At 75.2% G+C, this 15,444-nt stretch carries 13 protein-coding genes; 10 read left to right on the forward strand and 3 right to left on the reverse strand.

Features of this window, described 5'->3' with window-relative positions; all coding sequences use genetic code 11:
• Window positions 1-50: 50 nt before the first annotated feature.
• Window positions 51-866, forward strand: a complete 816-nt coding sequence (locus HOP40_RS14960) for a DUF1206 domain-containing protein (protein WP_172158968.1) — start codon at window positions 51-53, stop codon at window positions 864-866.
• A gap of 23 nt (window positions 867-889) precedes the next feature.
• The gene (locus tag HOP40_RS14965) at window positions 890-2,167 is read left to right on the forward strand and encodes a uroporphyrinogen decarboxylase/cobalamine-independent methonine synthase family protein (protein WP_172158971.1); all 1,278 of its coding nucleotides are present in this window, start codon (window positions 890-892) and stop codon (window positions 2,165-2,167) included.
• Between the two features lie 4 nt (window positions 2,168-2,171).
• Here HOP40_RS14965 and HOP40_RS14970 read toward each other — a convergent pair whose 3' ends face one another.
• The gene (locus tag HOP40_RS14970) at window positions 2,172-2,624 is read right to left on the reverse strand and encodes an SRPBCC family protein (RefSeq protein WP_172158973.1); all 453 of its coding nucleotides are present in this window, start codon (window positions 2,622-2,624) and stop codon (window positions 2,172-2,174) included.
• 50 nt (window positions 2,625-2,674) lie between these two features.
• On the opposite strand from HOP40_RS14970, the gene HOP40_RS14975 reads away from it, so the two are divergent.
• The 5 genes from HOP40_RS14975 to HOP40_RS14995 all read left to right on the forward strand — a co-directional run bounded on the left by HOP40_RS14975 (window position 2,675) and on the right by HOP40_RS14995 (window position 10,021).
• The gene (locus tag HOP40_RS14975) at window positions 2,675-3,211 is read left to right on the forward strand and encodes a MarR family winged helix-turn-helix transcriptional regulator (protein ID WP_338053066.1); all 537 of its coding nucleotides are present in this window, start codon (window positions 2,675-2,677) and stop codon (window positions 3,209-3,211) included.
• 10 nt (window positions 3,212-3,221) lie between these two features.
• Complete coding sequence (gene ligA / locus HOP40_RS14980; RefSeq protein ID WP_240157681.1) at window positions 3,222-5,522, forward strand: NAD-dependent DNA ligase LigA; 2,301 nt, start codon at window positions 3,222-3,224, stop codon at window positions 5,520-5,522.
• Window positions 5,523-6,949: 1,427 nt separating this feature from the next.
• Complete coding sequence (locus HOP40_RS14985; RefSeq protein ID WP_240157682.1) at window positions 6,950-7,657, forward strand: 3-keto-5-aminohexanoate cleavage protein; 708 nt, start codon at window positions 6,950-6,952, stop codon at window positions 7,655-7,657.
• Window positions 7,658-7,748: 91 nt separating this feature from the next.
• On the forward strand, window positions 7,749-8,819 hold the full coding sequence (locus HOP40_RS14990; RefSeq protein ID WP_172158992.1) for a ferredoxin reductase: 1,071 nt from the start codon (window positions 7,749-7,751) through the stop codon (window positions 8,817-8,819).
• A gap of 11 nt (window positions 8,820-8,830) precedes the next feature.
• Window positions 8,831-10,021 carry a fatty acid desaturase family protein gene (locus tag HOP40_RS14995; RefSeq protein ID WP_240157683.1) on the forward strand — a complete coding sequence of 397 codons (1,191 nt, stop codon included), beginning with the start codon at window positions 8,831-8,833 and terminating at the stop codon, window positions 10,019-10,021.
• On the opposite strand, the gene HOP40_RS15000 is transcribed toward HOP40_RS14995, so the two are convergent.
• Window positions 9,985-11,193, reverse strand: a complete 1,209-nt coding sequence (locus HOP40_RS15000; protein ID WP_172158994.1) for a PucR family transcriptional regulator — start codon at window positions 11,191-11,193, stop codon at window positions 9,985-9,987. The two genes, HOP40_RS14995 and HOP40_RS15000, sit on opposite strands and share 37 nt — an antisense overlap.
• A gap of 4 nt (window positions 11,194-11,197) precedes the next feature.
• Window positions 11,198-11,854, reverse strand: coding sequence for an ACT domain-containing protein (locus tag HOP40_RS15005; RefSeq protein WP_172158995.1), 657 nt, complete (start codon window positions 11,852-11,854; stop codon window positions 11,198-11,200).
• 180 nt (window positions 11,855-12,034) lie between these two features.
• On the opposite strand from HOP40_RS15005, the gene gatC reads away from it, so the two are divergent.
• Genes gatC through gatB form a run of 3 tightly spaced genes read left to right on the forward strand, consistent with a single transcriptional unit; the run spans window position 12,035 to window position 15,314 of the window.
• Window positions 12,035-12,337, forward strand: a complete 303-nt coding sequence (gene gatC / locus HOP40_RS15010) for an Asp-tRNA(Asn)/Glu-tRNA(Gln) amidotransferase subunit GatC (protein WP_172158996.1) — start codon at window positions 12,035-12,037, stop codon at window positions 12,335-12,337.
• Window positions 12,334-13,821 (forward strand): Asp-tRNA(Asn)/Glu-tRNA(Gln) amidotransferase subunit GatA, encoded by a 1,488-nt coding sequence (gene gatA / locus HOP40_RS15015; protein ID WP_172158997.1) that lies wholly within the window; start codon window positions 12,334-12,336, stop codon window positions 13,819-13,821. The genes gatC and gatA overlap by 4 nt, the downstream gene beginning before the upstream one ends.
• A complete protein-coding gene (gene gatB / locus HOP40_RS15020; RefSeq protein ID WP_172158998.1) occupies window positions 13,818-15,314 on the forward strand; it encodes an Asp-tRNA(Asn)/Glu-tRNA(Gln) amidotransferase subunit GatB in 1,497 nt (498 codons plus the stop codon). The genes gatA and gatB overlap by 4 nt, the downstream gene beginning before the upstream one ends.
• Window positions 15,315-15,444 lie beyond the last annotated feature (130 nt).

Below are 15,444 nucleotides of genomic sequence, written 5' to 3' on the forward strand. Positions count from 1 at the left end.
CGCCGCGGGCCCGCCGCCTGCCACGATGCGCCGACCCCGGGAGGCCCGAGATGTCCGACATCACCGCCGATGTCTCGCGCGACGACGCCACGGAGGGCGCGGGGATCCTCGTGCGCACCATCGGCCGGATCGGGCTCGTCGCCTACGGGCTGGTGCACCTGTTCGTCGCGGCGCTGGCCGTGCAGGTCCCGTTCGGCGACCCGGAGCGGGCCGACAAGAAGGGCGCGCTGCAGGCCGTCGCGGCCACCGGGCCGGGGGTGGTGCTGCTGTGGATCGTCACCGCGGGGCTCGTCGCGCTGGTGCTGTGGCAGCTCGCCGAGGCCGTGCTGGGGCACCGCGAGCTCCCCCCGCGCCAGCGCGCGCGGCGGGTCGCGATCAACCTGGCCGAGGCCGGGCTGTTCGGGGTCCTCGCGTGGTCGGCCGGGTCGATCGCGGCGAAGGGCGGGGCGCCGTCGACGCAGCCGTCGTTCGCGTCGGTGGTGCTCGGGTGGCCGGCCGGCCCGGTGCTGGTGGGGCTGGCGGGCGTCGGCGTGGTGGTCGGGTCGGCGTACGCGGTGCGGCGCGGGGTGCGCCACACGTTCCTGCGCGAGCTCGACCTGCGCGGCGCCGGGCTGCGCCGCTCCACGCTCGTCACGCGGACGGGGCAGGTCGGCTGGGTCGCGGCGGGCTTCGCGTACGGGGTGCCGGGGGTGCTGCTCGTCGTCGCCGCCGTCCGGTACGACCCGAAGCAGCCGACCACCCTCGACGCGGGGCTGCAGGCGCTCGCCGACCAGCCCTACGGGCCGCCGCTGCTGGTGCTGCTCGCGCTGGGGCTGACGGCGTTCGGCATCTACTGCTTCTTCGACGCCCGCTACCGCGCCGGCTGAGCCCGCACTGGTAGACACGCGCCATGAGCACCGACGATCCGCTGGCCGCCGCGCTCGCCGCCGCCGGGCTCGCCCCCGCGGGGCCCGAGCCGCAGGACCCGCTGGCCGCCGCGCTGGCGGCCGCCGGGCTGGGCGGCGCCCGTCCCGGCGACCCGCCGCCGCCCCCGCCCGCGCCGCGCGCCGTCGTCGTCGAGGAGGAGGACGAGACCCCGCGCGAGCGGCCCCGCTGGCCCGACGGCGCGGCCACCGGCGTCGGCTCGATGCCCGGCACCGACGTCGCCGAGGCTTCGGCCACGATCGTCGGCGAGCTGCCGCTGCTGCCGCACCTGGCCGAGCTGCCCGCGCGCGGCGTCGGCGCCGACATGGTCGGGCGCACGGCGGCGCTGCTCGTCGACATCGCGGTGGAGGTCCGGCCCTCGGGCTACCGGGTCGTGTCCCGGCCCGGTCACGACCACCGCCGCGCCCTCGACCTGCTCCGCTTCGACCTCGACGCCCTCCAGGAGGCGTGCGACCCGGTCCGCCCGGGTTGGGTGAAGGTGCAGGCCGCGGGCCCGTGGACGCTCGCGGCGGGCGTCGAGCTGCGCACCGGGCACCGCGTCCTCACCGACCACGGGGCCGTGCACGAGTTCGCGGCCAGCCTCACCGAGGGCCTGCGCGTGCACGTCGCCGAGGTCGCCGCGCGCACCGGTGCCCAGGTGCTCCTGCAGATCGACGAACCGTCGCTGCCCGCCGTGCTCGGCGCCCGGATCCCCACGCCGTCCGGCTACGGCACGGTGCGGGCGGTCGCCGCGTCGGTCGCGGCGGACGTGCTGCGCGACCTGATCGCCGACGTCGGGGTGCCCGCCGTCCTGCACTGCTGCGCCGACGACGCCCCGCTGGAGCTGCTGGCGGGCGTCGGGGCGTCGGCGGTGTCGGTCGACGCCACCCGCCCCGCGGTGTCCGGGCGCACCGCCGTGCCCGCGGCGCTCGACCGGATCGGCGAGATCTGGGACGCCGGCACGCCGCTGCTGCTCGGGCTCGTGCCGTCGGTCGAGCCGCGGGGGCGCGTCACGTCCCGGCGGCTCGCGCAGCCCGCGTTCGACCTGGCCGACCGCCTGGGCTTCGACCGCGTCCGCCTCTCCTCGCTCTGCGTGCCCACTCCCACGTGCGGGCTCGCGGGCACGTCGCCGGCGTGGGCGCGGCGCGCCCTGGAGCTGTGCCGCGAGCTGGGCGCGGCCTTCCTGGACCCGCCCGACGTCGACCCCGACGCGGACCCCGACGACGAGCGCGACGCCCGGGACGAGGACCGCGAGCGGCGCTGACCCGTCAGGTCCGCTGCACCGCCCGCTCGGCGAGCGCGCGCAGGCGGGCGGCGTCGGCGACGAGCCCGCGGCGCAGCACGGCCCGCAGCACCGGGGCGAGCAGCCGCTGCGCGCCCTGCGGGCGCAGCCGCACCTCCAGCCGCACGCGGCTGCGCCCGTCGCCGAGGTCGCGGACGGTGCGGGCGCCGTCGGCGTCGACGCCCGAGGTCGTGCGCCACGTGAAGCGGACGCCCGGCTCCACCTCCCCGACGACGCCGCCGTTGCGGTACGCCCGGCCCATCGCCCGCATCCGCTCGTCGGTGGTGGTGCCCGGCCGCACGGGGCCCGGCGGCGACGGAGCCATCGTGGCGACGCCGTCGCGCCACTCGGGGTCGCGGCCGTAGTCGGCGACCAGGGCCCACACCGCGGCGGCGGGGGCGTCGACGTCGGTCTCCGCGCTGTACTCGATGCTGTTCATGACGCGAAAAGTACGACGTCGAAATGTACGGAGTCAAGTACTCTTCCCGCGTGGACGCCGTCGACCGGTACATCGCCCAGTGGCGCGCCGAGCGCCCCGACCTGCCGCTGGACGCGATGGGCACGTTCGGGCGGCTCGGCCGGCTGCTCGGCGTCGCCGGGCCGCTGATCGAGCGCGTGTTCGCCGCGCACGGGCTCACCACCGGCGACTTCGACGTCCTCGCGTCGCTGCGCCGCTCCGGCGAGCCGTGGACGCTCACGCCGTCGGTGCTCGCGCGGGGCCTGATGCTCTCGCCCGCCGCGATGACCAACCGGCTCGACCGCCTCGAGGCCGCCGGCCTGGTCGACCGCGCGCTCGACCCGGACAACCGCCGCAGCATGCGCGTGAGCCTCACGGCGCAGGGGCGCGCCACCGTCGACGCGGCCGTCACCGAGCACGTCGCCAACGAGGAGCGGCTGCTCGACGCGCTCACGGCCGACGAGCGCCGCACCCTCGACCACCTGCTGCGCACCCTGCTCGCCGCGCTGGAGGCCGAGCGCGACGCCGGTTCGGGTGAGCGCCCGGAAACCGTCGGTGGTCCTGGGTAACCTGCCGGTCGTGAGCCCAGTCAACGCCGCGGAGCGGCACGCGCAGCTGGCCGAGGAGGTCTCCGGGCACCTCTTCCGCTACCACGTCCTCGACGCGCCGATCATCTCCGACGGCCAGTTCGACGAGCTGTGGCGCGAGCTGCTGGCGCTGGAGGAGGCGCACCCCGAGCTGGTCACGCCGGAGTCGCCCACGCAGCGGGTCGGCGGGTTCTCGACGATCTTCACCGCGCACGACCACCTCGAGCGGATGCTCAGCCTCGACAACGCGTTCGCCGCCGACGAGCTGCGCGCGTGGGCCGAGCGCGTGGCCCGCGACGTCGGCTCGGAGGAGGTGCACTACCTCTGCGAGCTCAAGATCGACGGGTTGGCGGTCAACCTGCTCTACGAGGACGGCAGGCTCACGCGCGCGCTCACCCGGGGCGACGGCCGCACGGGCGAGGACGTCACGCTCAACATGCGCACGCTCGTCGAGGTGCCGGAGCGGCTCACCGGCACCGACGAGTTCCCGGTGCCGGCGCTGGTCGAGGTGCGGGGCGAGGTCTACTTCCGGCTGGAGGACTTCCAGGCGCTCAACGCGCAGATGGTCGAGGCCGGCAAGCCGGTGTACGCCAACCCGCGCAACACCGCGGCGGGCTCGCTGCGGCAGAAGGACCCGCGGGTCACGGCGTCGCGCAACCTGCGCCTCATCTGCCACGGCTTCGGCAAGCGCGAGGGGTTCGCGCTGGTCCGCCAGTCGCAGGGCTACGACGCGCTGCGGGCGTGGGGGCTGCCGGTGTCGGAGCGCACCGTGGTGCTGTCGGGCGTCGACGAGGTGGTGGCGCACACCGAGTACTGGGGCGAGCACCGCCACGACATCGAGCACGAGATCGACGGCGTGGTGGTCAAGGTCGACGAGGTGGCCTTGCAGCGCAGGCTCGGCTCCACCTCGCGCGCGCCGCGCTGGGCGATCGCGTTCAAGTACCCGCCCGAGGAGGCCATCACCACGCTGCTCGACATCGCCGTCAACGTCGGGCGCACCGGGCGCGTCACGCCGTTCGCGCAGATGGAGCCGGTCGTCGTCGCGGGGTCGACGGTGTCGATGGCCACGCTGCACAACGCGCACGAGGTCAAGCGCAAGGGCGTGCTGATCGGCGACCGCGTCGTCATCCGCAAGGCGGGCGACGTCATCCCCGAGGTGCTCGGGCCGGTGGTCGATGCGCGCAACGGCAGCGAGCGCGAGTTCGTCATGCCCACCCACTGCCCGGAGTGCGGCACGGCGCTCGCGCAGCAGAAGGCGGGCGACGCCGACCTGCGCTGCCCCAACTCCCGGTCCTGCCCCGCGCAGCTGCGGGAGCGGCTGTTCCACGTCGCGGGCCGCGGCGCGTTCGACATCGAGGGACTGGGCTACGAGGCCGCCGTCGCGCTGCTGCAGGCCGGGGTGGTGCGCGACGAGGGCGACGTCTTCGCGCTCACCGAGGACGACCTGCTGCGCACCGACCTGTTCCGCACCAAGGCGGGGGAGCTGTCGGCCAACGGCCGCAAGCTGCTCGTCAACCTCGAGTCGGCGAAGGACCGGCCGCTGTGGCGGGTGCTCGTCGGGCTGTCGGTCCGCCACGTCGGGCCCACCGCCGCGCAGGCGCTGGCGCGCGAGTTCCGGTCGATGGACGCGATCGAGGCGGCGGCCGACTCGGCCGCCCGCGACACCGAGGCCGCCGGCCTGGTCATCACCTCCGACGGCTCGGCCGACGACCCGGCCGAGCCGGTGCCCGCCGCCGAGGTCGAGGCCGAGGCCGAGGCCCTCGACGCGGGCGCGGAGGCGCCCGCGGAGCTGTCCGACGAGGAGCGGGCCGCGGCGGCGGAGAAGCAGGCGCGCGCCGAGACGCGGGCGCGGACGAAGGCACTGGCCGCGGCGCTGGCGCCGATCGCCGGCGTCGAGGGCGTGGGGCCCACCATCGCGGCGGCCCTGCGCGACTGGTTCTCCGTCGACTGGCACCGCGACGTCGTCGCCCGCTGGCGCGCGGCCGGGGTGCGGATGGTCGACGAGGTCGACGCCTCGGTGCCCCGCTCGCTGGAGGGCCTCTCGATCGTCGTCACCGGCTCGATGGAGGGCTTCTCCCGCGACGAGGCCAAGGAGGCCATCACCGCCCGCGGCGGCCGGGCCGCGAGCTCGGTGTCGAAGAAGACCGCGTTCGTGGTGGCGGGCGACGCCCCCGGCTCGAAGTACGACAAGGCCCTGGAGATCGGTGTGCCCGTCCTCGACGAGGCGGGCTTCCGCGTGCTGCTCGAGCGCGGGCCGGAGGCGGCCACGGAGGTGGCGACGGCCGGGGCCTGACGCCACCGCCCTCCACCCGCCCTCGCCGCGCCGCCGCCTCTCGCCCGCCCTCCCCGCGTCCCGCGCGCCGCGCCGGCCGGTGTGCCGACCGCGCACCGGCCGACCACCCGCGCACCGGCCGGGTGTGCCACCGCGCACCGGCCGGCCGCCACCCGCGCACCGGCCGGCCGCCACCCGCGCACCGGCCGCCACCCGCGCAACCTCTGGCCGTCCGCGCACCCTCTGACCCTTTGCGCATGCCGGCACGTTGTCGCGGGGCCGCGAGGTGCGCAGTTCGGTCGTTGTCCCACGGGTTGCTCGTGCCCGGTGCGCGCGCCACTGCCGGCGCCCCCCCGCCCGCCCGCCTTCCCGCGCGCCTTCCCGCGCGCGGCAGCCGAGAACGTGCGCGGGACGGCCGCGAGTCCCCGGGCGGCACTTGCCCGTTGCCCCACCCACGCACCCGTCGATGCGCAGCGCGCGTAGGCGACCGGAGGGTGCGCGGTCGGGGTCGACGCCCTCCCCGCCGCCCGCGCCCCTTCCCGCGCGCTGAGCGGGGTCCCGCGCACCGAGCAGGCTCCCGCGCGCTCCCGGGGGCGCGCGGGAGCAGAGCAACGCGCGCGGGAGCAGGGAACGCGCGCGGCAGGCGAGAACGTGCGCGGGATGGCCGCGAGTCCCCGGTCGCGGTGCGAGCACACCCTCTCCGCCCGTGCGCTCGTCCCGCACGCTCCCGCGCGCCGAGCAGGTTCCCGCGCGTCCCCGGGGGTGCGCGGGAGGCGGGAAGGTGCGCGGGAGGCGGGATGGCGGGCGGGAGGCGGGATGGCGCGCGGGAGCCGAGAACGCGCGCGGGACGATCGCCGGTCCTCGGCCGCACCCGCACCCGCACCGTGATCACCTGAACCGCACCACAACGGCCCCACCAACGACCGCCACGTCGCACTCTCCACGATCACGGGCCGGTGATCGTCGGGACCGCACCCTCACGGCCCCCGCCGCGACCTCCTGGTCACACTCTCGGCGATCAGCACACCCGACCGCCCGAACGGCGCACCTGTCTGCGTTCCGCGCATGCCCGGGCGGGCGAGACGCCAGGACGCGTGCGCGGGCGCGGCCCGACGCGCCGCCGAACGACCGGCAGGGGCCCGTCGCACCGACGCCGGCCCGGTGATCACCGAAAGCGCACCACCACGGTCCCGCCCCCACGCCCCCGTCACGATCGCCACCGGCCCGCCGACGCCCTCCGTGACCACCCGCGCACCCACCGTCGATCCCCGCACCCCTCGACTACCGCGCACGTCCGGACGTGCGGGAACGGCCAGGAGATGCGCAGTCCTTGCCACTCCGCTCGGCACCTCGCCAGAGGGTCAGCGGGGTCTCCACTCGGTGGGGCCGGGCCGGGAGCCCCGGGGCTAGGATCCTCGTGTGACGAGGGTGTACTGGTGCTGCAAGCGGTGCTGAACGGATCGCGTCCCGCCGACGCGCACCCCGCCCTGCCTGTCCTCGCCCGCCACCTGGCCCGGGACGCGCGGGCGGTCGCCCTGCACGGCATCTCCTCGGTGCACGTGCACCCGAGGGGTCCCGGCGCGGAGGAGACGCTCGACCCGGTCCACGTGGCCGACGCCGTCGCCGCGATCCGCGCCGAGGTGCCGCACATGGAGATCGGGGTCACCACCGGCCGGTGGATCCAGCCCGACCCGCGGCTGCGCATCGAGGCCGTGCTCGCCTGGGGGCGGCTCGGGATGGGCAAGCCCGACGTGTGCTCGGTGAACGTCCACGAGAAGGGCTGGACCGACGTGTGCGCCGCCGCGGCGTCCGTCGGCATCGGCGTCGAGCTCGGGGTGTGGACCGGCGGCGACGCCGTGACCCTGCGCACGACCGGCGTTCCGCCCGGCACGGTCCGGGTCCTCGCCGAGTCGACGGTGCCCGATCCCGACACGGCCGTCGCCGAGGGCGTCCGCATCCTGCGCGCGCTCGGCTCGCTCCACGTCCCCGTGCTGCTGCACGGGGAGGAGGACGGCGCGTGGCCGGTGCTCGAGTACGCGATGCGCAACAACCTCGACACCCGCATCGGGTTCGAGGACGTCCTGGTTAGGCCGGACGGCTGGCTGGGTACAGGGAACGACGACCTCGTCGAGACGGCGCTCAAACTCCGCTTCTGACCACCGGTTCTTGGCGTACGCAACAGAAACGGTGTCGTGGTCGTGGCCGGGGCCGTGGCGACCTGTCGAAAAGCGCAATACCGTTGCGGTCATGGGAGTTCTCAGTGCGATCGGCCGACGGGCCTACACGGCAGCGGGATGGCTGACCCAGCCCCTGCTGCCCGACGACGTGCTGGGCACGCTCAACCCGATGTGGTCGGCGAGCGAGCCCCACGCCAAGGTCGTCGGCCTGCGTCGTGAGACCGCCGACACCACCACCCTGCTGCTGCGCCCGGGCCGGGCGCGCACGCGCCACGTCCCCGGCCAGTTCGTCGGCCTCGGCGTCCGGCTCGACGGGGTCTGGCACTGGCGCACCTACTCGGCCACGTCGCGCCCCGCCGACGACCTGCTCGCCGTCACCGTCACCGCGGTGCCCGGCGGCGCGGTGTCCGGCGCGCTGGCCCACCGCACGCCGGTCGGCACGGTGGTCCGGCTCGGCCCGCCCGCGGGCGAGTTCGTCCTGCCGTCGCCGGTGCCCGAGAAGCTGCTGTTCGTCACCGCGGGCAGCGGCATCACCCCGGTGATGGGCATGCTGCGCGAGCTGGCCGTGTCCCGTCCCGAGGCGCTCGACGGCGCGGTGCTCGTGCACTGCGACCGCACGCCGCGCGACGTCGTCTTCGGCCTCGAGCTGCGCGCGCTCGCCGCGTCCACCGGGCTGCGCCTCATCGAGCGCCACACCGCGCTCGAGGGCCGGCTCACCGCCGACTCGCTGGGCGACTGCGTCCCCGACTGGGCCGCGCGCCAGACCTGGCTCTGCGGCCCCGCCGGGATGATCGACGACCTCACCGCCCACTGGGCCCGCTCCGGCGACCCCGACACGCTGCACATCGAGCGCTTCGTCCCCCCGGCCTTCGCCGGCGACAGCGCGGGCGGCACCGTCTCGTTCACCACCAGCGGCATCGCCGCGGAGGTCGCCCCCGGTACGCCGCTCATGGTGGCCGGCGAGGCGGCGGGCGCGGTCCTGCCCAGCGGCTGCCGCATGGGCATCTGCCACACCTGCGTCGGGCGCCTGCGCTCGGGCGCCGTCCGTGACCTCAACACCGGCGAGCTGCACGACACCCCGGGCGACCACGTCCGGACCTGCGTGTCGGGTGCCGCCGGTGACGTCGAGATCGAGCTCTAGGAGACATCCTCATGACCATCGCCATCGACAGACCCGTCACGCGCACCACCTCGATGCGCAAGTCCGAGCCGCTCGTCGTCGAGAACCCGCTGCCCAGCCGCATCGCCGGCAGCGTGCCGACCATCGCCCCGAGCGCCGCCGCGCACCTCACGCCCGAGCAGTACGACGCGCTCGCCGTCGAGCTCGACGCGATCCGCGACGAGGTGATCGGCAGCCTCGGCGAGACCGACGCCCGCTACATCCACAACGTCATCAAGCTGCAGCGCGGCCTGGAGATCGCCGGCCGCGGCGCGCTGATCTTCTCGCTCAACCCGGCGGCCTGGGTGGCCGGCACGGCGGCGCTCTCGGTCGCCAAGATCCTCGACAACATGGAGATCGGGCACAACGTCCTCCACGGCCAGTGGGACTGGATGAAGGACCCGAAGATCCACTCCACGACCTGGGAGTGGGACCACGCGTCCACGTCCAAGGCCTGGCAGAAGTCGCACAACTACGAGCACCACACGTTCACCAACGTGCGGGGCAAGGACCGCGACCTCGGCTACGCGGTCATGCGCGTCACGCCCGAACAGCCGTGGCGCCCGATCGACCTGATCCAGCCGCTCACGAACGTCGGCCTCTCGCTGATCTTCGAGTGGGGCATCGCGATCTACGACATCGAGCTCGAGAAGGTCCAGGAGGGCACCAAGCCCTGGGCGCAGGCCAAGCAGGAGCTCAAGGCGCTCTGGCGCAAGACGCGCAAGCAGCTCGCCAAGGACTACGTGCTGTTCCCGCTGCTGTCGGGCCCCGGCTTCGTGTCGACGGCCGTCGCGAACCTGACGGCCAACACCGTCCGCAACCTCTGGTCCCACGCGGTGATCTTCTGCGGGCACTTCCCGGACGGCGTCGAGTCGTTCGAGGAGTCGCGGCTGGAGAACGAGACGCAGGGCGAGTGGTACGTCCGCCAGATGCTCGGCTCGGCCAACCTCACCGGCAGCCCGGCCTTCCACCTGATGACGGGCAACCTGAGCCACCAGATCGAGCACCACCTGTTCCCGGACGTCCCGAGCAACCACTACGCCCGGATCGCCCCGCGGGTGCGCGAGATCTGCGAGCGCTACGGCCTGCCCTACACCGCCGGCCCGCTGCCCAAGCAGTACGCCAAGGTGGTCCGCAAGATCATCCGTTACGCGTTCCCCGGCGGCGGCCCGAAGGCTGCCTGACCCGGAGCGTCGGGCTCGGCGGGTGGCGCGCTGCGCAGCGCCACCGCCAGCTCCAGGCGCGTGAGCGGGTCGTCCAGCGCCCCGTCGAACGTGTCGCGGAGCTGGGCCAGGCGGTAGCGCACGGTCTGCGGGTGCACGTGCAGGGCGCCCGCGGTGGCGGTGACGTCGCCGTGCGCGTCCAGCCACGCCCGCAGCGTCTCCTCGGCGCGGGCCGCGGCCCCGGCGGGGAGGTCCCGGAGCGGGGCGAGCGCGCGGGCGCGCAGGTCGTCGGCCAGTTCCGGCTGGCCCGCGAGCAGCAGCGCGAGCAGGTGCTCGTCGGCGCGCACGAGCCGGTCGGCCGTCGGGCCCAGCCGTCCCGCCGCGTGCAGCGGCCACGCCGTGCGCGCGCGGGCGATCGAGCGGTGCGCCTCCCCGATCTCGACGACCGGCCCGAGCACCGCGCGGCGCTCGCCGGTGCCGGCGCGGACCCGCTCGAGCCACCCCGTCCGGTCGACGACGGGCACCAGCGCCAGACCCACCGGGTCGACGTCCGCGGCCACGGCCGACGGGATCCGCGCGGCCACCTCCACGACGTCGGTGACGGCCAGCGCCGCCAGCCGCGGCGGCAGGGGCCAGCCCGCGGCGGCCGCGGCCCGCTCCACCTCGGCGACGGGTGCGGGCGGCTGCTGGGAGAGCAGCTCGACGAGCGCGTGGCGCCGCGTCTGCAGCGACCCCGCGCGGCTCGACTCCTCCGCCGCCCACCCCGCCACCGATGCCGCCGAGAGCTGCTCGATGTAGGTGAACAGGGCCTCGGCCAGGGCGAAGATGACCTCCGGCGGGAGCTGGCGGGCCGTGGCGCTGCCGCCGAGCCGGCGCCACAGCAGCCGGCTGCCGACCTGGTAGGCCGACTGCAGCGCGGCCAGCGTCCGCCCCTCGCGGTGCTCGAGCTGGCCGAGCGCGCGGTAGACGCGGGTGTCGGTGAGGGCCTCGTCGCGGCCCAGCAGGTCGACGAACTGGCCCAGCGCGACCGACACGCCCTCGGTGATCCGCATGCCGAAGCGGCCGGTCAGCGGGCGGGCGTAGTCGGGCACCTCCGCCCGGACGACCGTGATGATCTCCTCGACGGCCCCGGCCAGCTCGGGCCGCACGGCGGCCCCGACCCAGCTCGGGACGCGCGCCCAGGGACGGTCCACCGGGCTACGACCCGAGGATGGTCGTCACGATCCCGGCGAGGTGGGCGAGGCGGGCCAGCTCCGAGGGCCGGAACGCCGGCCCGCCCGGACGGCCCACGACCAGCGCGTGCGGCGTCGACGGGCCGAAGGGCGCGGCGGCGAGCTCGGTGTCGAGCTCGGTCCAGGGCTGCGGGACCTCGTGCACCGACGGGTCGACGGCGATCGCGCGCTTGAGCGGCAGCCACGGCAGGTCGGCGGCGATCGTCTCGGGTGCCGCGCTGCTCTCCGCGATCCGGTAGGCGCGCGTGCCCTCGCGCGCCGCGACCAGCGCCCAACCGGCCCGGAAGATCCGCGGCACGCCCTCGGCGAGCAGCTGCAGGCCGTGCCCGGGGTCGACGGTGACGGCCTCGATCAGCTCCAGCTCGCGGTGGGTGTCGAGCTTGCCCGAGTGCGGCCGCACCGACTCCACCTGCACGCCCGGCACCGACTCCGCGGCCGTGATGAGGACGTCCGGCGGGCGGCCCGCGGGGAGCTCCACGGCGAGGTCGTCGACGGCGTGCCCGCGCGAGCGCTCGACGACGTCGACGCCCAGGATGTCGGCGCCCGCGTTGCCGAGCGCGGTGGCCACGGCCCCGAGACTGCCCGGCTTGTCCGGGAGCACCACCCGGAGCAGGAACGACACGCCACGCCTCCTCGACCCGTCCCGCAGGCGCGGCACTGGGTGGCGATTCTGTCAGGGTCCGGGGCTCCGCACGCAACAACGGAGCGTGTCGGGCCGGGGACTAGACTCACGGTGTCGGGCTGCCGCGCCGCCGCGCCCCGACCGACTCCACCCCCGCCGCAGAACCTCCTGGAGGGTCCATTGTCCGCCGCGATCACCCGTGACGAGGTCGCGCACCTCGCCCGGCTGGCCCGGCTCGCCGTCACCGACGACGAGCTCGAACTGTTCGCCGGCCAGCTCGACGTGATCCTGGGGTCGGTCGCCCGGGTGGGGGAGGTCGCCGCCGACGACATCCCGCCGACGTCGCACGCGGTGCCGCTGGAGAACGTGTTCCGCCCCGACGAGCTGCGCCCCGGGCTGAGCCAGGAGCAGGCGCTCTCGGGCGCCCCCGCCGCCGAGGACGGCCGCTTCCGCGTGCCGCGGATCCTGGGGGAGGAGGCATGAGCGAGGACCTCACCCGGATGACCGCCGCCGACCTGGCGTCGCGGATCCACTCCCGCGAGGTGTCGGCCGTCGAGGTCGCGCAGGCCCACCTCGACCGCATCGCCGCGGTCGACGGCGACGGCGGCGTCCACGCGTTCCTGCACGTCGCCACGGACGCCGCGCTCGCCTCGGCCGCCCTCGTCGACGACTCGCTGGCCGCCGGCAGTGCGCCCGCGTCCCCGCTGGCCGGGGTGCCGCTCGCGCTCAAGGACGTCTTCACCACCTCCGACATGCCCACCACGGCGGGCTCCCGGATCCTCGAGGGCTGGCGCCCGCCCTACGACGCCACCGTCACCGGGCGGCTGCGCGGCGCCGGCGTCACGATCCTGGGCAAGACCAACATGGACGAGTTCGCGATGGGCTCGTCCACCGAGTACTCGGCCTACGGCGTCACCCGCAACCCGTGGGACGCCTCGCGCGTGCCGGGCGGCTCCGGCGGCGGCTCGGCGGCGGCGCTCGCCGCGTTCGAGGCGCCGCTCGCGATCGGCACCGACACCGGCGGCTCGATCCGCCAGCCGGCCGCGTTCACCGGCACCGTGGGCGTCAAGCCCACCTACGGCGGCGTCTCGCGCTACGGCCTCATCGCCTGCGCGTCCTCGCTGGACCAGGGCGGGCCGTGCGCGCGCACCGTCCTCGACGCCGCGCTGCTGCACGAGGTCATCGGCGGGCACGACCCGCTCGACTCCACCTCGATCGACGCGCCCGTCCCGTCGGTCGTCGCGGCCGCGCGCCAGGGGGCCGACGGCGACCTGTCCGGCCTGCGCGTCGGCGTCGTCCGCGAGCTCACCGGCGAGGGTTACCAGCCCGGCGTCCAGGCCTCCTTCGACGCGGCGCTGCGCCAGCTCGAGAAGCTGGGCGCCGAGGTCGTCGAGGTCTCCTGCCCGCACTTCGAGTACGGGCTCGCGGCCTACTACCTGATCCTGCCCAGCGAGGTCTCGTCCAACCTGGCCCGCTTCGACGCCATGCGCTACGGCCTGCGGGTGAGCGAGGGAGCCTCGGCGGAGGCGGTCATGGCCGCCACCCGCGAGGCCGGCTTCGGCCCGGAGGTCAAGCGCCGCATCATCCTGGGCACCTACGCGCTGTCCAGCGGCTACTACGACGCCTACTACGGCCAGGCGCAGAAGGTCCGCACGCTCATCGCGCGCGACTTCACCGCCGCGTTCGGCCAGGCCGACGTCCTCGTCTCGCCGACCACGCCGACCACGGCGTTCCCGATCGGCGACAAGGTCGACGACCCGCTGGCGATGTACCTCAACGACCTCGCCACGATCCCGACCAACCTCGCCGGCACGGCGGCGATGTCGGTGCCGTCGGGCCTGTCCGACGGCCTGCCGGTCGGCCTGCAGATCATGGCCCCGGCGCTCGGCGAGGCGGTCATGTACCGCGCGGCCGCCGCCTACGAAGCCACGCGCGAGCCCCTCGTCGCCCCGGAGGTGTCCCGATGACCGCGTCCCTGGTCGACTTCGACGACGTCGTCGAGCGCTACGACCCGATGCTCGGGCTCGAGGTGCACGTCGAGCTCAACACGGCCACGAAGATGTTCTGCGGCTGCCCGACGGGCTTCGGCGCGGAGCCCAACACGCAGGTCTGCCCGACGTGCCTGGGGCTGCCCGGGTCGCTGCCGGTCGTCAACCGCACAGCGGTGGAGTCGGCCATGCGCATCGGCCTGGCCCTGAACTGCACGATCGCCCCGTGGGGCCGGTTCGCCCGGAAGAACTACTTCTACCCGGACATGCCGAAGAACTTCCAGACCTCGCAGTACGACGAGCCGATCGCCGTCGACGGGTACCTCGACGTCACGCTCGACGACGGCGAGGTCGTCCGCGTGGAGATCGAGCGCGCGCACATGGAGGAGGACACCGGCAAGTCGCTGCACGTCGGCGGCGCGACCGGGCGGATCCACGGCGCGGAGTACTCGCTGCTCGACTACAACCGCGCCGGCGTCCCGCTGATCGAGATCGTCACGAAGATGATCCCCGGCACCCGGGAGCGGGCGCCGGAGGTGGCGCGCGCCTACGTCACCGCGCTGCGCGACCTGATCAAGGCGCTCGGTGTGTCCGACGTCCGCATGGACCAGGGCTCGATGCGCTGCGACGTGAACCTGTCGCTGTCGCCGCGCGGCTCGGGCGTGCTGGGCACGCGGTCGGAGACGAAGAACGTCAACTCGCTGCGGTCGGTCGAGCGCGCGGTGCGCTACGAGATGAGCCGCCACGCCGCCGTGCTCGACGCGGGCGAGAAGGTCGTGCAGGAGACGCGGCACTTCCAGGAGGACACGGCCAGCACGCGCTCGGGCCGGATCAAGGAGACCTCCGAGGACTACCGCTACTTCCCCGAGCCCGACCTGGTGCCGATCGCGCCGTCGGCCGAGTGGGTGGAGGAGCTGCGGGGGACGCTGCCGGAGCTGCCCTGGGCCCGCCGCGCGCGGTTGCAGGCCGACTGGTCGCTGTCGGACGAGGAGCTGCGCGACCTGGTCAACGCCGGTGCGCTCGACCTCATCGAGGCCACGGTCGCCGCGGGCGCCCCCGCGGGCGAGGCGCGGTCGTGGTGGGTGGCGTACCTGGCGCAGCAGGCCAACGCCCGCGAGGTCGCGCTCGACGCCCTGCCGATCACGCCGGCCCAGGTGGCCCGGGTCATCGAGCTGGTGGCGAGCGGGGAACTGAACAACAAGCTCGCCCGCCAGGCCGTCGACGGGGTGCTGGCCGGTGAGGGCGGTCCCGACGAGGTCGTGGCAGCGCGCGGGCTGAAGGTGGTCTCCGACGACGGCCCGCTGATCGCCGCCGTCGACGAGGCCCTGGCCGCCCAGCCCGACGTCGCGGAGAAGATCCGCGGCGGCAAGGTGCAGGCGGCGGGGGCGATCGTGGGTGCGGTGATGAAGGCGACGAAGGGTCAGGCGGACGCCAAGCGCGTCCGGGAGCTGATCATCGAGCGCTGCGGCTGACGCCACCCGTGAGTGGATATGAGTGCTCTGGCACTCGTATCCACTCACGGGTCGGGGTGAGGTATCCACATCCGGCCCGAGTGATCCACAGGTTTCCGATCGGTCGGTAGCGGCCGCTTCGGGTCCGGGA

It is taken from the genome of Pseudonocardia broussonetiae, from assembly GCF_013155125.1.
Classification (GTDB): Bacteria; Actinomycetota; Actinomycetes; order Mycobacteriales; family Pseudonocardiaceae; genus Pseudonocardia; species Pseudonocardia broussonetiae.